This window comes from Brucella sp. NBRC 14130 (genome assembly GCF_040371715.1).
Classification (GTDB): domain Bacteria; phylum Pseudomonadota; class Alphaproteobacteria; order Rhizobiales; family Rhizobiaceae; genus Brucella; species Brucella intermedia.
In genome coordinates this window covers 522655-536855 of the sequence record NZ_BAABTE010000001.1, presented here as the reverse complement: position 1 = coordinate 536855, position 14201 = coordinate 522655, and the positions used below count along the sequence as shown (strand labels likewise).

Genomic DNA, 14201 nt, shown 5'->3' with positions numbered 1-14201 from the left:
TGACGCTCCGATTGCTGGTGCGGTAGGAATGAGGAGTGAGTGAAATGGTGGCAGCCGGGCGGAAACTGCCTCTCGTCGCGGCCACCTGAGACGAACTTATGGAATGAACTCAATATCTGGAAGGGATGCATGCCCGGTGGCATGTCCGGACTTCAAATCCGGGAGGGGCCGATAGACGGTCTTTGGTGGGTTCGACTCCCATTCTCTTCCGCCATTCGGCTTTTCCGATCATCTCGAGCGCACGATGCCCAGCACATTGCGCACCACTTCTTCCTGAAGCGGGCGTTGCTTCTCGATGTTGAAATGGCCGATATCCTTCATGCCTGAAAAATCGCGGTTGTCGAGGCTTCCCCTGAAGCGTGGCCCGGCCGTCAGCGGCAGGCCCCAGCCGTGCTGCTTGAAATAGAAGTTCACCACACGTCTTATATTGCCGGGCAGGGGAGCGGGAGCGGTAGCGGCAAAGGTTGCCATATAGGCAACCTGGATGCCCTTCTTTTCAAGCGCCGCTGCAATATCGATAACGGCATTGGCGCCCAGCGAATGGCCGATCAGCACCACCGGCGCACGCGGATTGTTTCTCTGGTCGGCGAGAATCCGGTTCAGCACAAAACGCCAGGCCTGATGCCCCTCGACATGCGCGTCGACGCCGTTGGCCTGCAATTGCCTGCCGATCTCGTCGATGCCGGTGGAGAAAATATCCCCGAAGCCGCGCAGGAGATAGACATCGGCCTGCGGCGCGGTTCGGGAAGGCGTTCTGGGCGCTGCCTGCGCCGCGCCGCCACAGAGCGCGAGCGCCGCCCCCGCAAAGATCAGGCTGCGGCGGGTCATTTTCGAATGCAAACTATCGGGTTTTGAAACCATCTTCGACTACCTGTTGGGGCACGTTCGAAAATGGCTTTCGAACGGAACGCATCGAAAGAGTATTTAGAGCGCCGATCCGCTCCGGCCAAATCACTAGAACTTGAGCTATATTTTGATCTTCGGGATGACGCGGCCCGTCCTGCGCGCATAGTCGTCATAGGATGCGCCGAACGCCGCGCGCATCATCGCCTCCTCGTGGCCGACGCGGTAGAAATAGAGGATGGCGACACCGACAAGGCCCGCCAGCCCCGCAAACCAGTTCGGAAGCAGGCAGAACTGCGCGATCGCCCATAGCCAGAACGACAGATACATCGGGTGGCGGACATATTTATAGAGCCCTTCGGTCACCAGCTTGTGCTCGCGGCGGATTTCAAGCGAGACCGACCAGTTCTTGCCCAGCTGCCGGTGGCTTGCATGAAAAAGCCAGAGGAAGGCGATCTCGACAACCACCCCGATCCAGGCGAGCCACGGCTGGAAGGCATAGTCGGCAAAGGCGGGAAAGCCGGTTGCGACATAGACGATCGGGATCAGTGACAGGCCGACAGTCGCCGCCCCCAGCGCCAGCCTGTCGGCCAGCGTCCTTGCATCCTTCGCAACCTTGATCTTGCGCGCGCGCCGCTGGTGCGGAATGCGGATGACGACCCAGGCGACAAGCCCGATACTCCAGACGATTGCAGCCAGTGTCGGTGTCATTCGGCAACAGTTTCCTTCCTTGGCAGGGCGCCGATTATGCGGTCGTCGGTCCGTTCCCGAAGCGAGACCGGCCCACAGCAGATTTGAAAGAAATCATACCAATAGGGCTTCGTATTTCCGAATACATATTGATAATGCACGCGAAAGAGGTTCCGCTTCACACGCCGGTAGATTTCCGGCTGCAGCATTTCCTTTATGCGCACCGTCCGCGTGACGGGAAAGGATCGCTGCGCATCCCGCTTCAAACCCATCTCGGCCACGGGGTCTGTCTTGTAGAAGTTGATCGCATCGGTCAGGCACTGGATTTCCACCCAGTCGATCCTGCCATCGTCCACCAGCCGCTGCACGCCCTCGCGAAAATGCCCGCCCGCCGGATGGTAACCGGCCTTGAGGGCGGTCGATCCGAGCGTGAGGACCGTCACCTTCGGCGCATGGCTGCTGAATTCCGGATCGATGGCAAGGCAGCGCGCGGCAACATCCAGCATCAGCATGCCGCCGGTGCTGTGGCCGATCAGGATGACTTCATCATAATGTTTCGCCGTGGTGCGCTCGACAATGCCGGCTGCGAAGCGCTGCATCAGGGATTCTGCATCCCGCCGCCGCCCGCGAATGAAATTGAGCGAGAATGACCAGAGGTCCATCAGGTGGTTGGTGGACCATATTTTGCCCAAAATGGCGAGCGCCGCGAAAAAAACCGCAAGGCCTCCAAGCCAGCTCAGGGCGCCGAGCCACTGGACCGTCCATCGCGCCACCGCATAGCCCGCAACCGCGAACAGGGCGAGCACGAGAAAAGGATAGAGAAAATAAAGGCCGAAGCGCCAGGCATTGGCAAAGAAGCGCAAAGCGGTGCCGGTCAGGACGAAATCACCGAAGGCGGCGAGATATTTGGCGAGCCTGACTGGCAGCGGACGGTCGAAATCCGCCAGCACGATCTTGTCCAGAACGAGAAAATTGAAGTCGGTCTGTGTCGCCCATCCATCATCGGCGGAGGCCGTCGCGATCGCGACGGAGCCGATCTCACCGTCCGGCGACACGCTGACATCCGAAACGTCGGAACGAACGCTCCACAGTGCCTCGAACCGTTTGATTTCTCTGTTCAATCGTCCAAAAAACGCCTCCGGCGTTTTCGGATCATAGCCGCCAATGAAGAAGACAGCGCGTTGTCGAACCGGTTGCTTCATGGGCAAACCGTAATTTGGGGCTTTCGGATTGTCGAGATCATTACCGCTCATCCCCAGAAAAACCGGTTGAATTCGAAAGCCTATCTCACGTCGACCAGGCCACGCCTGATGGCTTCCCGCGTTGCCTCGGCCCGCGACGACACGCTGAGCTTCTGGTAGATGGCCTTCACATAATCGCTGACCGTATGTTCCGACAGTCCAAGCTTGCGGGCGATTTCGCCGTTGCGCTGTCCGGTGCCGATCTCCTTCAGCACTTCGGTTTCCCGGCGCGAAAGATGGATGAACTCGCCGTTCGGCTCCGCTGCCGCAGGCTGGTTGGATATGGCCTTCACGCGCGCCACCAGATTGAGCCGGGCGCGGATCGTGAGGATGAGGACATCGAAATCGATCGGCTTGGTCAGGTAATCGTCGGCACCGGCCTCCCTGCCGGTCAGCTCGTGGCTGCGGTCGGCAAGCGCGGTCAGGAACAGGAATGGCGTTCCGGCAAGATCGGTGCGGGAACTGCGGATCTGTTCCAGAAATTGCAGGCCGTTGGTGCCGGGCATCAATATATCGCAGATGATGATGTCGGGCGTCGTCGTGTCCAGCACGCGCAGCGCTTCGGTCGCATTGGCCGCGCCAATGGCGTTGAACCCCGAAGTGCCCAGTTCATCGATCAGTTCTTCCAGAATATGGGTTTCGTCCTCGATGCAGAGGACGGTCGGCTGGGGGAGGATTTCAGGCAGTCGCATGCTGGGCCACCTTTGGTAGAGTGAGGATGAATACCGTACCTTGTCCTTCAATCGAAGTGAAGACAAGCGTTCCGCCGTGCAATTCGGCGAGCGCGCGTGACAGGCTGAGGCCGAGGCCGGTGCCCGCCATGTGCGATGCGTTGCTGGCGCGGAAAAAGCGCGTGAATATGCGATCCGCTTCCTCCGCCGGTATGCCGATGCCGTGGTCGCGGACGATGCAGCGGAATTCGTTCTCGTCTTCTTCCGTGGTCACTTCGATGGGCTTGCCGGCGGGCGAATATTTGGTGGCATTGCCAAGCAGGTTGACCAGAATCTGCTCGACCAGAATGCCGTCGCAGTAACAGAACGTCTCGCTGTCCTGAATGTCCGTCACCAGTTCCAGCTCGGGATGCAGCTCCTGATGATAGGCGCAGGTGTTGCGCACCAGTTCGGAGAAATCGACCGGCTGGCGGTTGATCTGGAACCCGCTTTCATCAAGGCGTTCCGCATTGGCGGTGCTTTCCAGAAGCAGGATCAGGCGGCGGCTGGCGTTGCGCATCCGCTTGGCCTTGTCGATGATGATTTCGGGCGTGAACTCGTCGGCGCGGCGGATGAAGCGCTGGGCGATGATGTCGATGATCGATACGGGCGTGCGGAACTGGTGCGAAACCGTGGTGATGAAGCTCTTGTAGAGTTCCTTGGCCTTGCGCTCGCTTTCCAGCGCCTCGCGCAGGGCGGCGGTGCGGTCGGCGACGGTCTGTTCCAGTTGCTGCTTGTATTCCTGCAATGCCTTGTGGGCGCGCTCGGCCTTGCGCATGTTGGAAACCACCTGCCAGGACAGGATGGCGCCCGTCGCCATGATGCCCAGCACCGCGAACATGATCAGGTAAATCGACTGCAATTGCTGGTCGCGCTGCGCGCCGCCACGGTCCTGCTCCACGATCGTCGCGTCATCGGCAACCTTGGTCAGTTCATCGCGCATGGGCACCAGCGCCCGATAGATGGCGATCGGGTCGAATTGTTCCGGCGCGGCCTTGATCATCGCCTCGATCTGGGGAAGCCGGTCGGTATTGCGCTGGATGATTTCGGCAGCGCCCGGAATACGGGCGAAATATTTCTTCTGCGGCCCGTCGGCCAGAAGCGCGAAGCGGCTGTAAAGAACGTCGAGGCGGAGCGAGAGATCGGCGGTGTCGGTGCTGCCCGCCGGCATTGTCAGCGCCGTTTCGGCCAGACGTCCGGCGTCACGTTCGGTCTTGGTGATAGCCCAGACCATGTTCTCGCCCGTATAGGTCGCCAGCGATTTCTGGATCTGGAGAAGCTGGCTGAATGCATAAGCGAGCAGGGCCGCAAAACCTGCCATGACAAGGCCGGAGAGAATATAGCCCCGCTTGATTCTCATTTCGCCTCGATCTGCTTCACCTGCCATGCCCAGCGGTGATCATAGCGCGAATCGTTCAATTCCTGATGCTGGTCACGCGGATAGACGATCCAGTATGGTCCCTTGTCGCGCAGGCTCAGCTCCCGACCGTTCATCCTGCGCGCCACAAGGACATTGTACTTGTAGGCGTCCTCCAGCGGAATGCTGATACTGTAATCGTTGAGCGCAAGAATGGTGATCGAACGGTTGGGGACGTTTTTTCCGTCCACACCCACCGTTGCCAGCACGTCGCGCAGCAGCACGCCGTCGAAATTCTGCGGGCCTTCGGTCCAGGCCGTGTTGGTCTGCAACGTGTTCTGCGGCAACTGCGTGAAGTCGTCATTGCTCAATACGCGCGTCGTTCCATCGGGGGCGATGACGGTCAGCGTGATGGTCACCGTCGCAGGCGATGCAGCAGGAGCCGCGCCTGTGGAAAGGATGATTTGGCAGACGGCGAACAGCGCGATCAGTGCCGGGAGCGCCAGAAGACGCCGGAAAGCGAACATCCAGTTTGCGCGTGACACGTGAGGTATCTCCAGAAACGAACGAATGCGAATGCAGCGAAGCTTAAAAGGGAGGATGCCCGAAATTTCAAGAATCTCCTGAGTTTGGCGGACGAAAATCCCCTTCAAAAGCGTCAATTCGCACATAACACTGAAAAAGTCTGGTCCAATTTCAAATAAATATCAAACGGTTTCATAAAGTCTTTCAAAATCTACCGGCTGCTGAAAGTCATTGCCGGAAAAGTGGGGCATTTCTTCTTTCTAACCTACCCCCCTGAATAGGGGAATTGTTTTTCGCTACTAGAGCGTCCACTAAATAACCGTCGGCCTGTTGGGGCTTAGGAGGCTGACGCAAAAAATTGGGCGGGGGCTGCTTATCGACCGCGGGGAGTCGGGGTCGATAGGCAGCCAAACCAGTCCGGACAGCGCGGAAGCGGCGATAACGGTTACTCTCGAAGCGAAGCGTTTCGAGCTACGAATAAAAACCGGTCCCGCATTCTGGATCGCTTCCAGGGCAAAATGGCCGACAGGCATCTGGTCGAGCCTAGAACCTGCCGTTCAGGTTCCTCGAACAGAGCGAGCTTGCAACTCTTTCGCGTCCTTCATCTGAAGGGCGCGCTTTTTTTTGCCCTGTTTCAATTTCAGAAAAAAGTGACGACCGGCGTTGCGGCGCGATCGTCACGAATCAGGATGGGCTACCCGGTTCCCGGCTTTTCCGATGGTTATTTCTGTTCCGGAGCCGTTGTCTGGATGCTTGCAGTGGTCTGCGGCTTCTCCATTTTCGTGGAGGATTGAGCACTGTGATAGGTGCAGTCTGCCATCGCGGCCGTAACCGACAGAGCGAGGACAGCGCTAGTCACGAATACGACTTTCATATCTGTCTCCCTATAATTTGGGTATGGCATTGCAGCGGGAGTTTAGCAGAGCGGACCCCTCCTGTCGCATCACATCATCCCCAAAATGCCATTTGCCGCATTTTCGCCATGATTTTGTCGGGCCTTCGCCACAAGTTTTGGTGGGAAAAAGTCATTGTTTGCCCCGCAAAAACGCATCCGGCGCGAAAATCGCGCCGGTTCACGGTTCTGCCTTGATTTGATTTCGGCCCGGTCAGGAGGCGCAGCGGTTGACCACGGCGCGCTTGCCGCCCATCGACAGGAACGAGATATGCAGCGTCTGGCCGACGGGTGAAATGGTGATGTTTTCCTTCGACTGCTGGCCGTTGGCCGTGCAGGACATGGAGACGGTAAAGGTGCCTTCGTAATTGTTCATGCGCGTGACGGAGCACTGGCTGTCGCGGCTGTCGAAACGCTCGCCGGAAATGGCGAATCGCTGGCCGTCAGGGCTGCACCAGTTGCCGGTGATGGGGGTGGGATCGACCGGCGGTCTGGCGGGGGAGGCGCTTGCCGAAGGACCGGGCGTCGTTTCGGAACATGCTGCCAGGGCGGTGGCAGCGAGGACGAGGGCAAGCAAACCGGACTTCTGCAACGATCTTCTCCTTCATGCAGCGGACAAAGCCTCCTCTTAAGAAACCGATTCGGGCGATATCGCGACGGCAGAAGGCCAATCCACAATGAAGTAAGGGCCGGATTGCTCCGGCCCTTCTGTGGAAGGCGAGGGAAGGAGACGCCTGGATTATTCCCCCGGCGCCAGATGCGGGGCCTCGATCTTTGCGCCTGCATGTTTCAACGGGCGCTCGCCGGAGAGCTTGCGGATCAGCACATAGAACACCGGCGTCATGAAGATGCCGAAGGCGGTCACGCCGATCATGCCTGCAAAGACCGCGATGCCCATGGCCGAGCGCATTTCCGCACCGGCGCCGGTTGACGTTACCAGAGGCACCACGCCCATGATGAACGCCATCGAGGTCATCAGGATCGGACGCAGACGCAACCGGCTTGCCTCGACCGCCGCCTGCACGACGCCTCGTCCTGAAAGCTCCAGTTCGCGGGCGAATTCCACGATCAGGATCGCGTTCTTCGCCGACAGCCCCACAAGGACTATCAAGCCGATCTGGGTAAAGACGTTGTTGTCGCCTCCTGTCAGCCAGACGCCGGTGAGCGCGGCCATGATCCCCATCGGCACGATCATGATGATCGACAGCGGCAGGGCAAGGCTTTCATACTGCGCGGCCAGAACCAGATAGACGAGCAGCAGCGCCAGCGGGAAGACGAGGAAACCGGAACTGCCAGCCAGAATCTGCTGGTAGGTCAGATCCGTCCACTCGAAGGTGATGCCGGGCGGCAAGGTTTCCTCCGCGATCCGTTCAATGGCAGCCTGCGCCTGACCGGACGAGAAGCCGGGGGCCGGATTGCCGTTGATATCGGCGGAAAGGAAGCCGTTATAACGGATGGCGCGTTCCGCACCCACGGTCTGCTCGACTTTCAGAAGCGCCGACAGCGGGATCATCTCGCCGGACTGCGAACGCACCTTCAGCTTGCCGATATCCTCGGCATGGCTGCGATAATTCGCATCGGCCTGAATGCGCACGCTGTAGGTGCGTCCGAAGGCATTGAAGTCGTTGACATAGAGCGAACCCAGATAAATCTGCAGGGTTTCAAACACGTCGGTCACCGCCACGCCAAGCTGTCGCGCCTTCACGCGGTCCAGATCGGCATAAAGCTGCGGCACATTGATCTGGTAGCTCGAATAGAGACCCGCCAGTTCCGGCGTCTGATAGGCCTTGGCGAGAAACGCCTTGGTCGCATCGTCAAGCGCCTTGAAGCCAAGCCCGTTGCGATCCTCAAGCTGGAGCTTGAAGCCGCCCGTCGTGCCGAGACCCTGAACGGGCGGAGGCGGGAACATGGCGATGAAGGCATCCTGAATGGCGCCGTATTGCTGGTTCAGCTCCATGGTGATGGCATTGGCCGACAGTTCGGGAGTCTTGCGCTCCTCGAACGACTTCAGCGTCACGAAAACGATGCCGGAGTTCGACGAGTTGGTGAAACCGTTGATCGACAGGCCGGGGAAGGCGATGGCATTGGCCACGCCCGGATGCTTGAGCGCAATGTCGCTCATGCGGCGGATCACGTCTTCCGACCGGTCGAGCGTTGCCGCATCCGGCAATTGCGCGAAGCCGATCAGATATTGCTTGTCCTGCGCGGGCACGAAACCGCCGGGCACGGCGCGGAACAGGACGAAGGTGACGCCGAGCAGCACGACATAGAGGCCCATCACCAGCGACTTGCGCGAGAGGATGCCGCCGACGCCGCGTCCATAGGCCTCCGAACTTGCACCGAAGAAACGGTTGAAGCCACGGAAGAACCAGCCGAACAGCTTGTCCATGATGCGGGTGAGCCGATCCTTCGGCGCATCGTGACCGCGCAGCAGCAGTGCCGCGAGGGCAGGCGAAAGCGTCAGCGAATTGAAGGCCGAGATCACCGTCGAGATTGCGATGGTGAGCGCGAACTGACGGTAGAACTGGCCCGTCAGGCCGGTGATGAAGGCAAGCGGCACGAAGACCGCGACCAGCACCAGCGCAATGGCGATGATCGGCCCGGACACTTCCTGCATGGCGCGATAGGTTGCCTCGACCGGCGACAGCCCCTGTTCGATGTTGCGCTCGACATTTTCCACCACCACGATGGCGTCGTCGACCACGATGCCGATGGCAAGCACCAGGCCGAAAAGGCTGAGTGCATTGATGGAGAAGCCGAACACATACATGACCGCAAAAGTGCCGACGATGGAAACGGGAACGGCAACCAGCGGAATGATGGAGGCGCGCCATGTCTGCAGGAACAGGATGACTACGATGACCACCAGCACGATGGCTTCGAGCAGCGTATGGATGACCGACTCGATGGAAGCCTTCACGAACCCGGTCGTGTCATAGACGATGTCGAAATCCACGCCTTCCGGCATGGTTTTCTTCAGGTCCGCCATGGCCGCATGGACATTTTCGGAAATGTCCAGCGCATTGGAACCGGGCGACTGGAACACGCCCATGCCGACCGCGAGCTTGTTGTCGAGCAGCGAACGCAGCGAATAATCGGCGGCGCCCATTTCGACGCGCGCCACATCGCCCAGCCGGGTGATTTCGCCTTCATTGCCTGACTTCACGACGATATTGGCGAATTCTTCCGGCGACTGGAGACGGCCCTGCGCATTGACGGAAAGTTGCAGGTCGAGACCCGAAACGGACGGCGATGCGCCGATGACGCCGGCAGCGGCCTGAACGTTCTGCTGGCGGATGGCATTGGCGATGTCGCTTGCGGAAAGACCGCGTTCGGCGGCCTTCTGCGGATCGATCCAGACGCGCATCGAATAATCGCCGCCGCCGAATATCTGCACCTGGCCGACACCCGGGATACGGGCGATACGGTCCTTGACGTTCAGAACCGCATAGTTGCGCAGATAGTTCACGTCATACCGGCCATCGGGCGAGATGATATGGACGACGAGCGTCAGGTCGGGCGAACTCTTGGCGGTCGTGACGCCAAGCGTACGCACCTCTTCCGGCAGGCGCGGTTCGGCCTGCGAAATACGGTTCTGCACCAGCTGTTGGGCCTGATCGGGATCGGTGCCGAGCGCGAAGGTGACGGTCAGCGTCATGACGCCATCGGCGGTCGCCTGGCTCTGCATGTAGAGCATGCCCTCGACGCCGTTGATCTGTTCTTCAAGCGGCGTGGCGACGGTTTCAGAAATGACGGCAGGGTTGGCGCCCGGATATTGCGCGCGAACCACGATCTGCGGCGGCACGACTTCCGGATATTCCGAGATCGGCAGACCTGTCATGCCGATCAGACCGGCAACGAAGATCAGGACCGACAGAACGCCAGCGAAGACCGGCCGGTCGACGAAAAAGCGTGAGAAGTTCATCTGTTTATCCCCCTTTAGGCGGATGGGCAAAGACTCTCCCGGCCCGCGAAATCGGCAGATTTCGCGGGTTGCTGAGGCTGAGCATTTGCGGTTAGCGCGCGCTCAGGCGCGCCGTTTTAATTCAGTTTTTGGCAAGTGTTTCGGTGACGGGTTGCGGTGCGACGACCACGCCCGGACGAATGCGCTGCAGGCCGTTCACGACGATATTCTCGCCGGGCTTCAACCCGCTTTCGATGATGCGCAGGCCGTCATAATTGCGTCCCAGAACCACCTGTCGGTATTCGACCTTGTTATCGGCTCCGACCACGAAGACGAATTTCTTGTCCTGATCGGAAGCAATGGCCCGGTCGCTCACCACCAGCTTTTCATCCGGTTCCGGTTCGCCGAAGCGGATGCGGACAAACTGGCCGGGAATGAGCCTGCCGTCCGGATTGTCGATTGCGGCGCGAACGCGGATCGTGCCGGTCGTGGCATCGACCTCATTGTTGATGAGCTGGATATGACCGGAAATCGGGGTGCCTTCATCGGAAGCGGTGCCGATCTGGACCGGAATGCGCTCGATGGCGTTTCCGCCGGGCGAGGCTGCAAGCTTGGCAAGCGCCTTGGTGACGACTTCCTCATTGGCGCTGAAGCTTGCATAGATCGGATCGACCGAAACAAGCGTGGTCAGGACCGGCGAGGCGGAACTTGCGGCAACCAGATTGCCTGCCGTTACTTCCAGCCGCCCGACGCGGCCCGAAATCGGCGCGCGCACTTCCGTATATTGAAGATCAAGCTCGGCGGTACGAAGGGCCGCCTTGGCGGAACGCAAGCTTGCCTGCGCCTCGTCATAGGCGCTGGACCGCTGGTCGAGGCCGCTCTGGGCGATGGTGCGGGTGGTGACGAGCTGGCGTCCGCGTTCCAGTTCCGTCTTGGCCAGCGCAACGCGGGCCTCTTCGGCTGAAACCTGTGCCTTCGCCTTTTCCACCGCCGCTGCATAGGGCTCGGGATCGATGGTGACGAGCAGGTCGCCCTGTTTCACCAGAGCGCCTTCGCGGAAATGGGCTTTCAGGATTGCGCCGCCGACGCGCGGGCGAATTTCAACCCGGTCGATTGCTTCCAGACGGCCGGAAAATTCTTCCCAGGTCGCAATGCGGCGCGATTCCGCCCTGGCGACGGAAACCGGCACGGCAGGCGGGGGAGCGGAAATATCGGTTGCGGCATCGGCCTTGAGGTGGGGCGCGCCGAAGAGAATGGCGCCGCCGCCAGCTGCAGACAATAGGATACTCAGGCCGGCGCCCCATAGGGCCCGGCGGGCTGTGATCGATGTCATTGTTGTATCTCCTGCAGCATAACCCGACCGGAGAGGATCGGTCTGATTATGCTTTCAATCAAGGAGGTTAGAGCTTCGCTCTAACCGGTGGGGGCCGGCTTCATTGGGGCATCAGGTCAAAGCTTGGGAGGACTTTAAAACTGATGTCATGCTGCGATTGCCTTTGCTCCTGCCTGCCGGAAGAAATCGGAAAACAGGTCTACAAGTTTGTGCTCCTGTGGCGACCAGTCGGTGCCCGCCACCTTGTTTTCAGGTATCCAGCCGGCTTTTCCGGGCAGGACATGCGATTGGACCTTCACGCCCGCCTGACGAAGACGCTCGGCATAGGCCTGCGTTTCATCACGCATCGGGCACTGGGCGCTGGTGACAAGCAAAGTGGGTGCCAGACCAGCAAGACGGGTACACAAGGCGGGCGCGGCATAGGGGTGGGTGAAACCCGCACACTCGCCCAGATAATGCTGCCAGCCATCCGACATCGTCTTGACGGCGCTTTCCGGGCAATATTTGCGGAAAGACGCCGTGGCGAGGCAGGGGTCGAGCATGGGCGAAAGCAGTATCTGACCCTTGAGATCGGTCAGATATTGATCGCGCGCCATCAGGGCCACGCCGGCAGCAAGGTTGCCGCCCGCCTCTTCACCGGCGACGAACAGCATCGACTTCTTGTGCGCAAACTCCGGGCAGCGCGCGCGCATCGAAGTCAGGATGGAATAGACTATCTCAAGCGCCGCCGGGAACGGGTTGAGACAGGCTGACGAATATTCCGGCGACACGACCACCGCACCCGCCTCGGCAAGTGTTTCGGCGACGCGCTCGCAGGCGCCCAGACAACTGGCCGAGAAAGCGCCACCGTGAAGGTGCAGCACCACCGGCGGCGGGGAGAGCAGCTTTGTCCCCCGATAGATGCGCGCCTTGCAGGTGCAGTCGCCCGCCTGTCCCTGGGCTTGACCATGAAGTCGCCCATGAACCTGCAACGTCTCTACACTAAACTTCTCGCACATCTTTTCTGGCCTTCATGTATAAAGCGTTCTGTCACACGGAATCGTCCAGACCGCCTTATCCATTCTATTTCCACGTATTTCCGAACGCAAAACCGTTTCACGCTTCCGGTCCGAAAATGATGCGTTTGGAGCAGGACACGCCTATATATGGTTCGCGCCCACGCTCCGGCTGTTTGCTGCGCCGCATTCATGCCTGTCAGGTGATCTCCACCGGGCTGCACGATGCGCCGGAGCATTTCTGTCTGAACGAAATCGTCGGAAATGCTCTGGCTGTCTTTACGCATGTCCTTGCCCCAAAACCGGTTCCCACTTTTGGGGGACATGCGTTAGCGGCAAACTGCCATGATCAGATATTATCATTGTCTATGAACTGGAATAGTCCCCTATAATTGGTTACACTGTCCAGAATCTCGAACAATAACGGCTTTTTGATAATGGACCAGCTTTCGGCCATGCGCGCCTTTCTCCGGGTTGTCGAAACCGGGAATTTCACGCGCGCCTCCGCTTCGCTCAACATGCCCAAGGCAACGATCAGCAATCTCATTCAGGGATTGGAAGCCCATCTTGGTACGAAGCTCCTCAATCGCACCACCCGCCGCGTTCTGGTGACGCCGGACGGCGCGCTCTATTACGAGCGCGCGGCCCGTTTGCTCGCCGATCTTGCCGAACTCGACGGCAGCCTGTCGAGCGCGCAGACCTTGCCCAAGGGACGCCTGCGCGTCGAAATGGCGGGCGCGGTCGCCAATCTCATCATCATTCCGGCGCTGATGGAGTTTCACCAGCGCTATCCCGATATCCAGATCGATCTCGGCGTGTCGGACCGGCCCGTCGATTATGTGGCGGAGAATGTCGATTGCGCCATTCGCATCGGCGAGTTGGCCGACCAGTCGCTGATCGCGCGCCGCATCGGCGACATGCATTTCATCGCCTGCGCTTCCGCCGAATATCTCGACCGTTGCTCCACACCGCTTCACCCGTCGGACCTCAGCCGGGATTGTACTGTGGTCGGCTATTTCCGGCCATCGACCGGCCAGCAGATGCCGTTCCGCTTCAGGAAGGGGACGGAAGAGATCGAGGTCAACGGGCGCTATGTGGTGGCGGCGAACGAATCGACCACCTATCTTGCCGCCGCTCGGGCCGGGCTTGGCGTGGTGCAGGCGCCCTTGTTCATGGTGAAGGACGACATCGCCAGCGGCACGCTGCGCCCCGTCCTGCAGGAATGGGAGATAGAGCCGACGCCGATCTATCTGGTCTATCCGCCCAACCGGCATCTCAGCAACCGCCTGCGCGTCTTCGCCGACTGGGTGGTCAAGACCGTCGCGAGGTCCCAGCTCAACGGGAGTTAGCGTGCGCAGCGCCGCTTGTTGAGCCGGACCTTGATCTTGTCGGGAGAGGTGCTTTTCGCCTTGTGGCCGGACGAGACGATATGCGCGCGCACCGTGCAGTCGCCGGCCAGCACCTCGAAATTGTTGGAGCGGATATACATCACCGTATTGATCGGCTGGCCGGGCATCTTCTGTGCCACGGCGTTGACCACTGCTGTGACTTCTCTGGCGCGCTGGCTGGAACTGCCGTCGCTGGCGGCGAGCGCCGGGCTCTGCGCGGATGAAAATGCGAATATGCCCGCAAACAAAAAAGCAGTCTTAGCTTTCTTCATTGGCATGGCCTCCGATTGAGCTGGAATTGAATGGACCAACATAGGCCCCAA

Annotated in this window: 13 protein-coding genes and 1 tRNA gene; 2 read left to right on the top strand and 12 right to left on the bottom strand. The window is 59.8% G+C overall.

Annotated elements, in window-relative coordinates; translation table 11 throughout:
• Nucleotides 1–118: 118 nt before the first annotated feature.
• Nucleotides 119–214 (top strand) — tRNA-Sec (locus ABWW28_RS02620).
• Between the two features lie 14 nt (nucleotides 215–228).
• Here the strand turns inward: ABWW28_RS02620 and ABWW28_RS02615 are convergent.
• From ABWW28_RS02615 to ABWW28_RS02565, 11 genes are all read right to left on the bottom strand, one after another.
• Nucleotides 229–828 carry a thioesterase domain-containing protein gene (locus ABWW28_RS02615; protein ID WP_176587988.1) on the bottom strand — a complete coding sequence of 200 codons (600 nt, stop codon included), beginning with the start codon at nucleotides 826–828 and terminating at the stop codon, nucleotides 229–231.
• A 138-nt stretch (nucleotides 829–966) separates the two neighbouring features.
• A complete protein-coding gene (locus ABWW28_RS02610; protein WP_176587987.1) occupies nucleotides 967–1554 on the bottom strand; it encodes a protein-S-isoprenylcysteine O-methyltransferase in 588 nt (195 codons plus the stop codon).
• Complete coding sequence (locus ABWW28_RS02605) at nucleotides 1551–2735, bottom strand: alpha/beta fold hydrolase (RefSeq protein ID WP_176588036.1); 1185 nt, start codon at nucleotides 2733–2735, stop codon at nucleotides 1551–1553. Before ABWW28_RS02605 ends, ABWW28_RS02610 begins: the two co-directional genes overlap by 4 nt.
• An 80-nt stretch (nucleotides 2736–2815) precedes the next feature.
• Nucleotides 2816–3466: a response regulator transcription factor gene (locus ABWW28_RS02600; protein ID WP_176587986.1), complete on the bottom strand. Its 651-nt coding sequence runs from the start codon at nucleotides 3464–3466 to the stop codon at nucleotides 2816–2818.
• On the bottom strand, nucleotides 3453–4844 hold the full coding sequence (locus tag ABWW28_RS02595) for a sensor histidine kinase (protein ID WP_176587985.1): 1392 nt from the start codon (nucleotides 4842–4844) through the stop codon (nucleotides 3453–3455). The genes ABWW28_RS02600 and ABWW28_RS02595 overlap by 14 nt, the downstream gene beginning before the upstream one ends.
• Complete coding sequence (locus ABWW28_RS02590; RefSeq protein ID WP_241084123.1) at nucleotides 4841–5386, bottom strand: putative pterin-binding protein; 546 nt, start codon at nucleotides 5384–5386, stop codon at nucleotides 4841–4843. Before ABWW28_RS02590 ends, ABWW28_RS02595 begins: the two co-directional genes overlap by 4 nt.
• 701 nt (nucleotides 5387–6087) lie before the next feature.
• On the bottom strand, nucleotides 6088–6240 hold the full coding sequence (locus ABWW28_RS02585) for a hypothetical protein (RefSeq protein ID WP_176587984.1): 153 nt from the start codon (nucleotides 6238–6240) through the stop codon (nucleotides 6088–6090).
• A 232-nt stretch (nucleotides 6241–6472) separates the two neighbouring features.
• Nucleotides 6473–6850, bottom strand: coding sequence for a hypothetical protein (locus ABWW28_RS02580; RefSeq protein WP_112701340.1), 378 nt, complete (start codon nucleotides 6848–6850; stop codon nucleotides 6473–6475).
• 147 nt (nucleotides 6851–6997) lie between these two features.
• A complete protein-coding gene (locus ABWW28_RS02575) occupies nucleotides 6998–10183 on the bottom strand; it encodes an efflux RND transporter permease subunit (RefSeq protein ID WP_151570027.1) in 3186 nt (1061 codons plus the stop codon).
• A gap of 121 nt (nucleotides 10184–10304) precedes the next feature.
• Nucleotides 10305–11495: an efflux RND transporter periplasmic adaptor subunit gene (locus tag ABWW28_RS02570; protein ID WP_006468344.1), complete on the bottom strand. Its 1191-nt coding sequence runs from the start codon at nucleotides 11493–11495 to the stop codon at nucleotides 10305–10307.
• Between the two features lie 146 nt (nucleotides 11496–11641).
• Nucleotides 11642–12493 carry an alpha/beta hydrolase gene (locus ABWW28_RS02565; protein ID WP_006468345.1) on the bottom strand — a complete coding sequence of 284 codons (852 nt, stop codon included), beginning with the start codon at nucleotides 12491–12493 and terminating at the stop codon, nucleotides 11642–11644.
• A 434-nt stretch (nucleotides 12494–12927) separates the two neighbouring features.
• Here ABWW28_RS02565 and ABWW28_RS02560 point away from each other — a divergent pair, with 434 nt between their 5' ends.
• On the top strand, nucleotides 12928–13839 hold the full coding sequence (locus ABWW28_RS02560; protein ID WP_006468346.1) for a LysR family transcriptional regulator: 912 nt from the start codon (nucleotides 12928–12930) through the stop codon (nucleotides 13837–13839).
• On the opposite strand, the gene ABWW28_RS02555 is transcribed toward ABWW28_RS02560, so the two are convergent.
• Nucleotides 13836–14150: a hypothetical protein gene (locus ABWW28_RS02555; RefSeq protein ID WP_176587983.1), complete on the bottom strand. Its 315-nt coding sequence runs from the start codon at nucleotides 14148–14150 to the stop codon at nucleotides 13836–13838. The two genes, ABWW28_RS02560 and ABWW28_RS02555, sit on opposite strands and share 4 nt — an antisense overlap.
• Nucleotides 14151–14201 lie beyond the last annotated feature (51 nt).

Excerpts from the sequence above, each read along its gene's own strand:
- ABWW28_RS02615 (WP_176587988.1), bottom strand. The coding sequence starts at position 828 with ATGACCCGCCGCAGCCTGATCTTTGCGGGGGCGGCGCTCGCGCTCTGT.
- ABWW28_RS02610 (WP_176587987.1), bottom strand. The coding sequence starts at position 1,554 with ATGACACCGACACTGGCTGCAATCGTCTGGAGTATCGGGCTTGTCGCC.
- ABWW28_RS02605 (WP_176588036.1), bottom strand. The coding sequence starts at position 2,735 with ATGAAGCAACCGGTTCGACAACGCGCTGTCTTCTTCATTGGCGGCTAT.
- ABWW28_RS02600 (WP_176587986.1), bottom strand. The coding sequence starts at position 3,466 with ATGCGACTGCCTGAAATCCTCCCCCAGCCGACCGTCCTCTGCATCGAG.
- ABWW28_RS02595 (WP_176587985.1), bottom strand. The coding sequence starts at position 4,844 with ATGAGAATCAAGCGGGGCTATATTCTCTCCGGCCTTGTCATGGCAGGT.
- ABWW28_RS02585 (WP_176587984.1), bottom strand. The coding sequence starts at position 6,240 with ATGAAAGTCGTATTCGTGACTAGCGCTGTCCTCGCTCTGTCGGTTACG.
- ABWW28_RS02575 (WP_151570027.1), bottom strand. The coding sequence starts at position 10,183 with ATGAACTTCTCACGCTTTTTCGTCGACCGGCCGGTCTTCGCTGGCGTT.
- ABWW28_RS02570 (WP_006468344.1), bottom strand. The coding sequence starts at position 11,495 with ATGACATCGATCACAGCCCGCCGGGCCCTATGGGGCGCCGGCCTGAGT.
- ABWW28_RS02565 (WP_006468345.1), bottom strand. The coding sequence starts at position 12,493 with ATGTGCGAGAAGTTTAGTGTAGAGACGTTGCAGGTTCATGGGCGACTT.
- ABWW28_RS02560 (WP_006468346.1), top strand. The coding sequence starts at position 12,928 with ATGGACCAGCTTTCGGCCATGCGCGCCTTTCTCCGGGTTGTCGAAACC.
- ABWW28_RS02555 (WP_176587983.1), bottom strand. The coding sequence starts at position 14,150 with ATGAAGAAAGCTAAGACTGCTTTTTTGTTTGCGGGCATATTCGCATTT.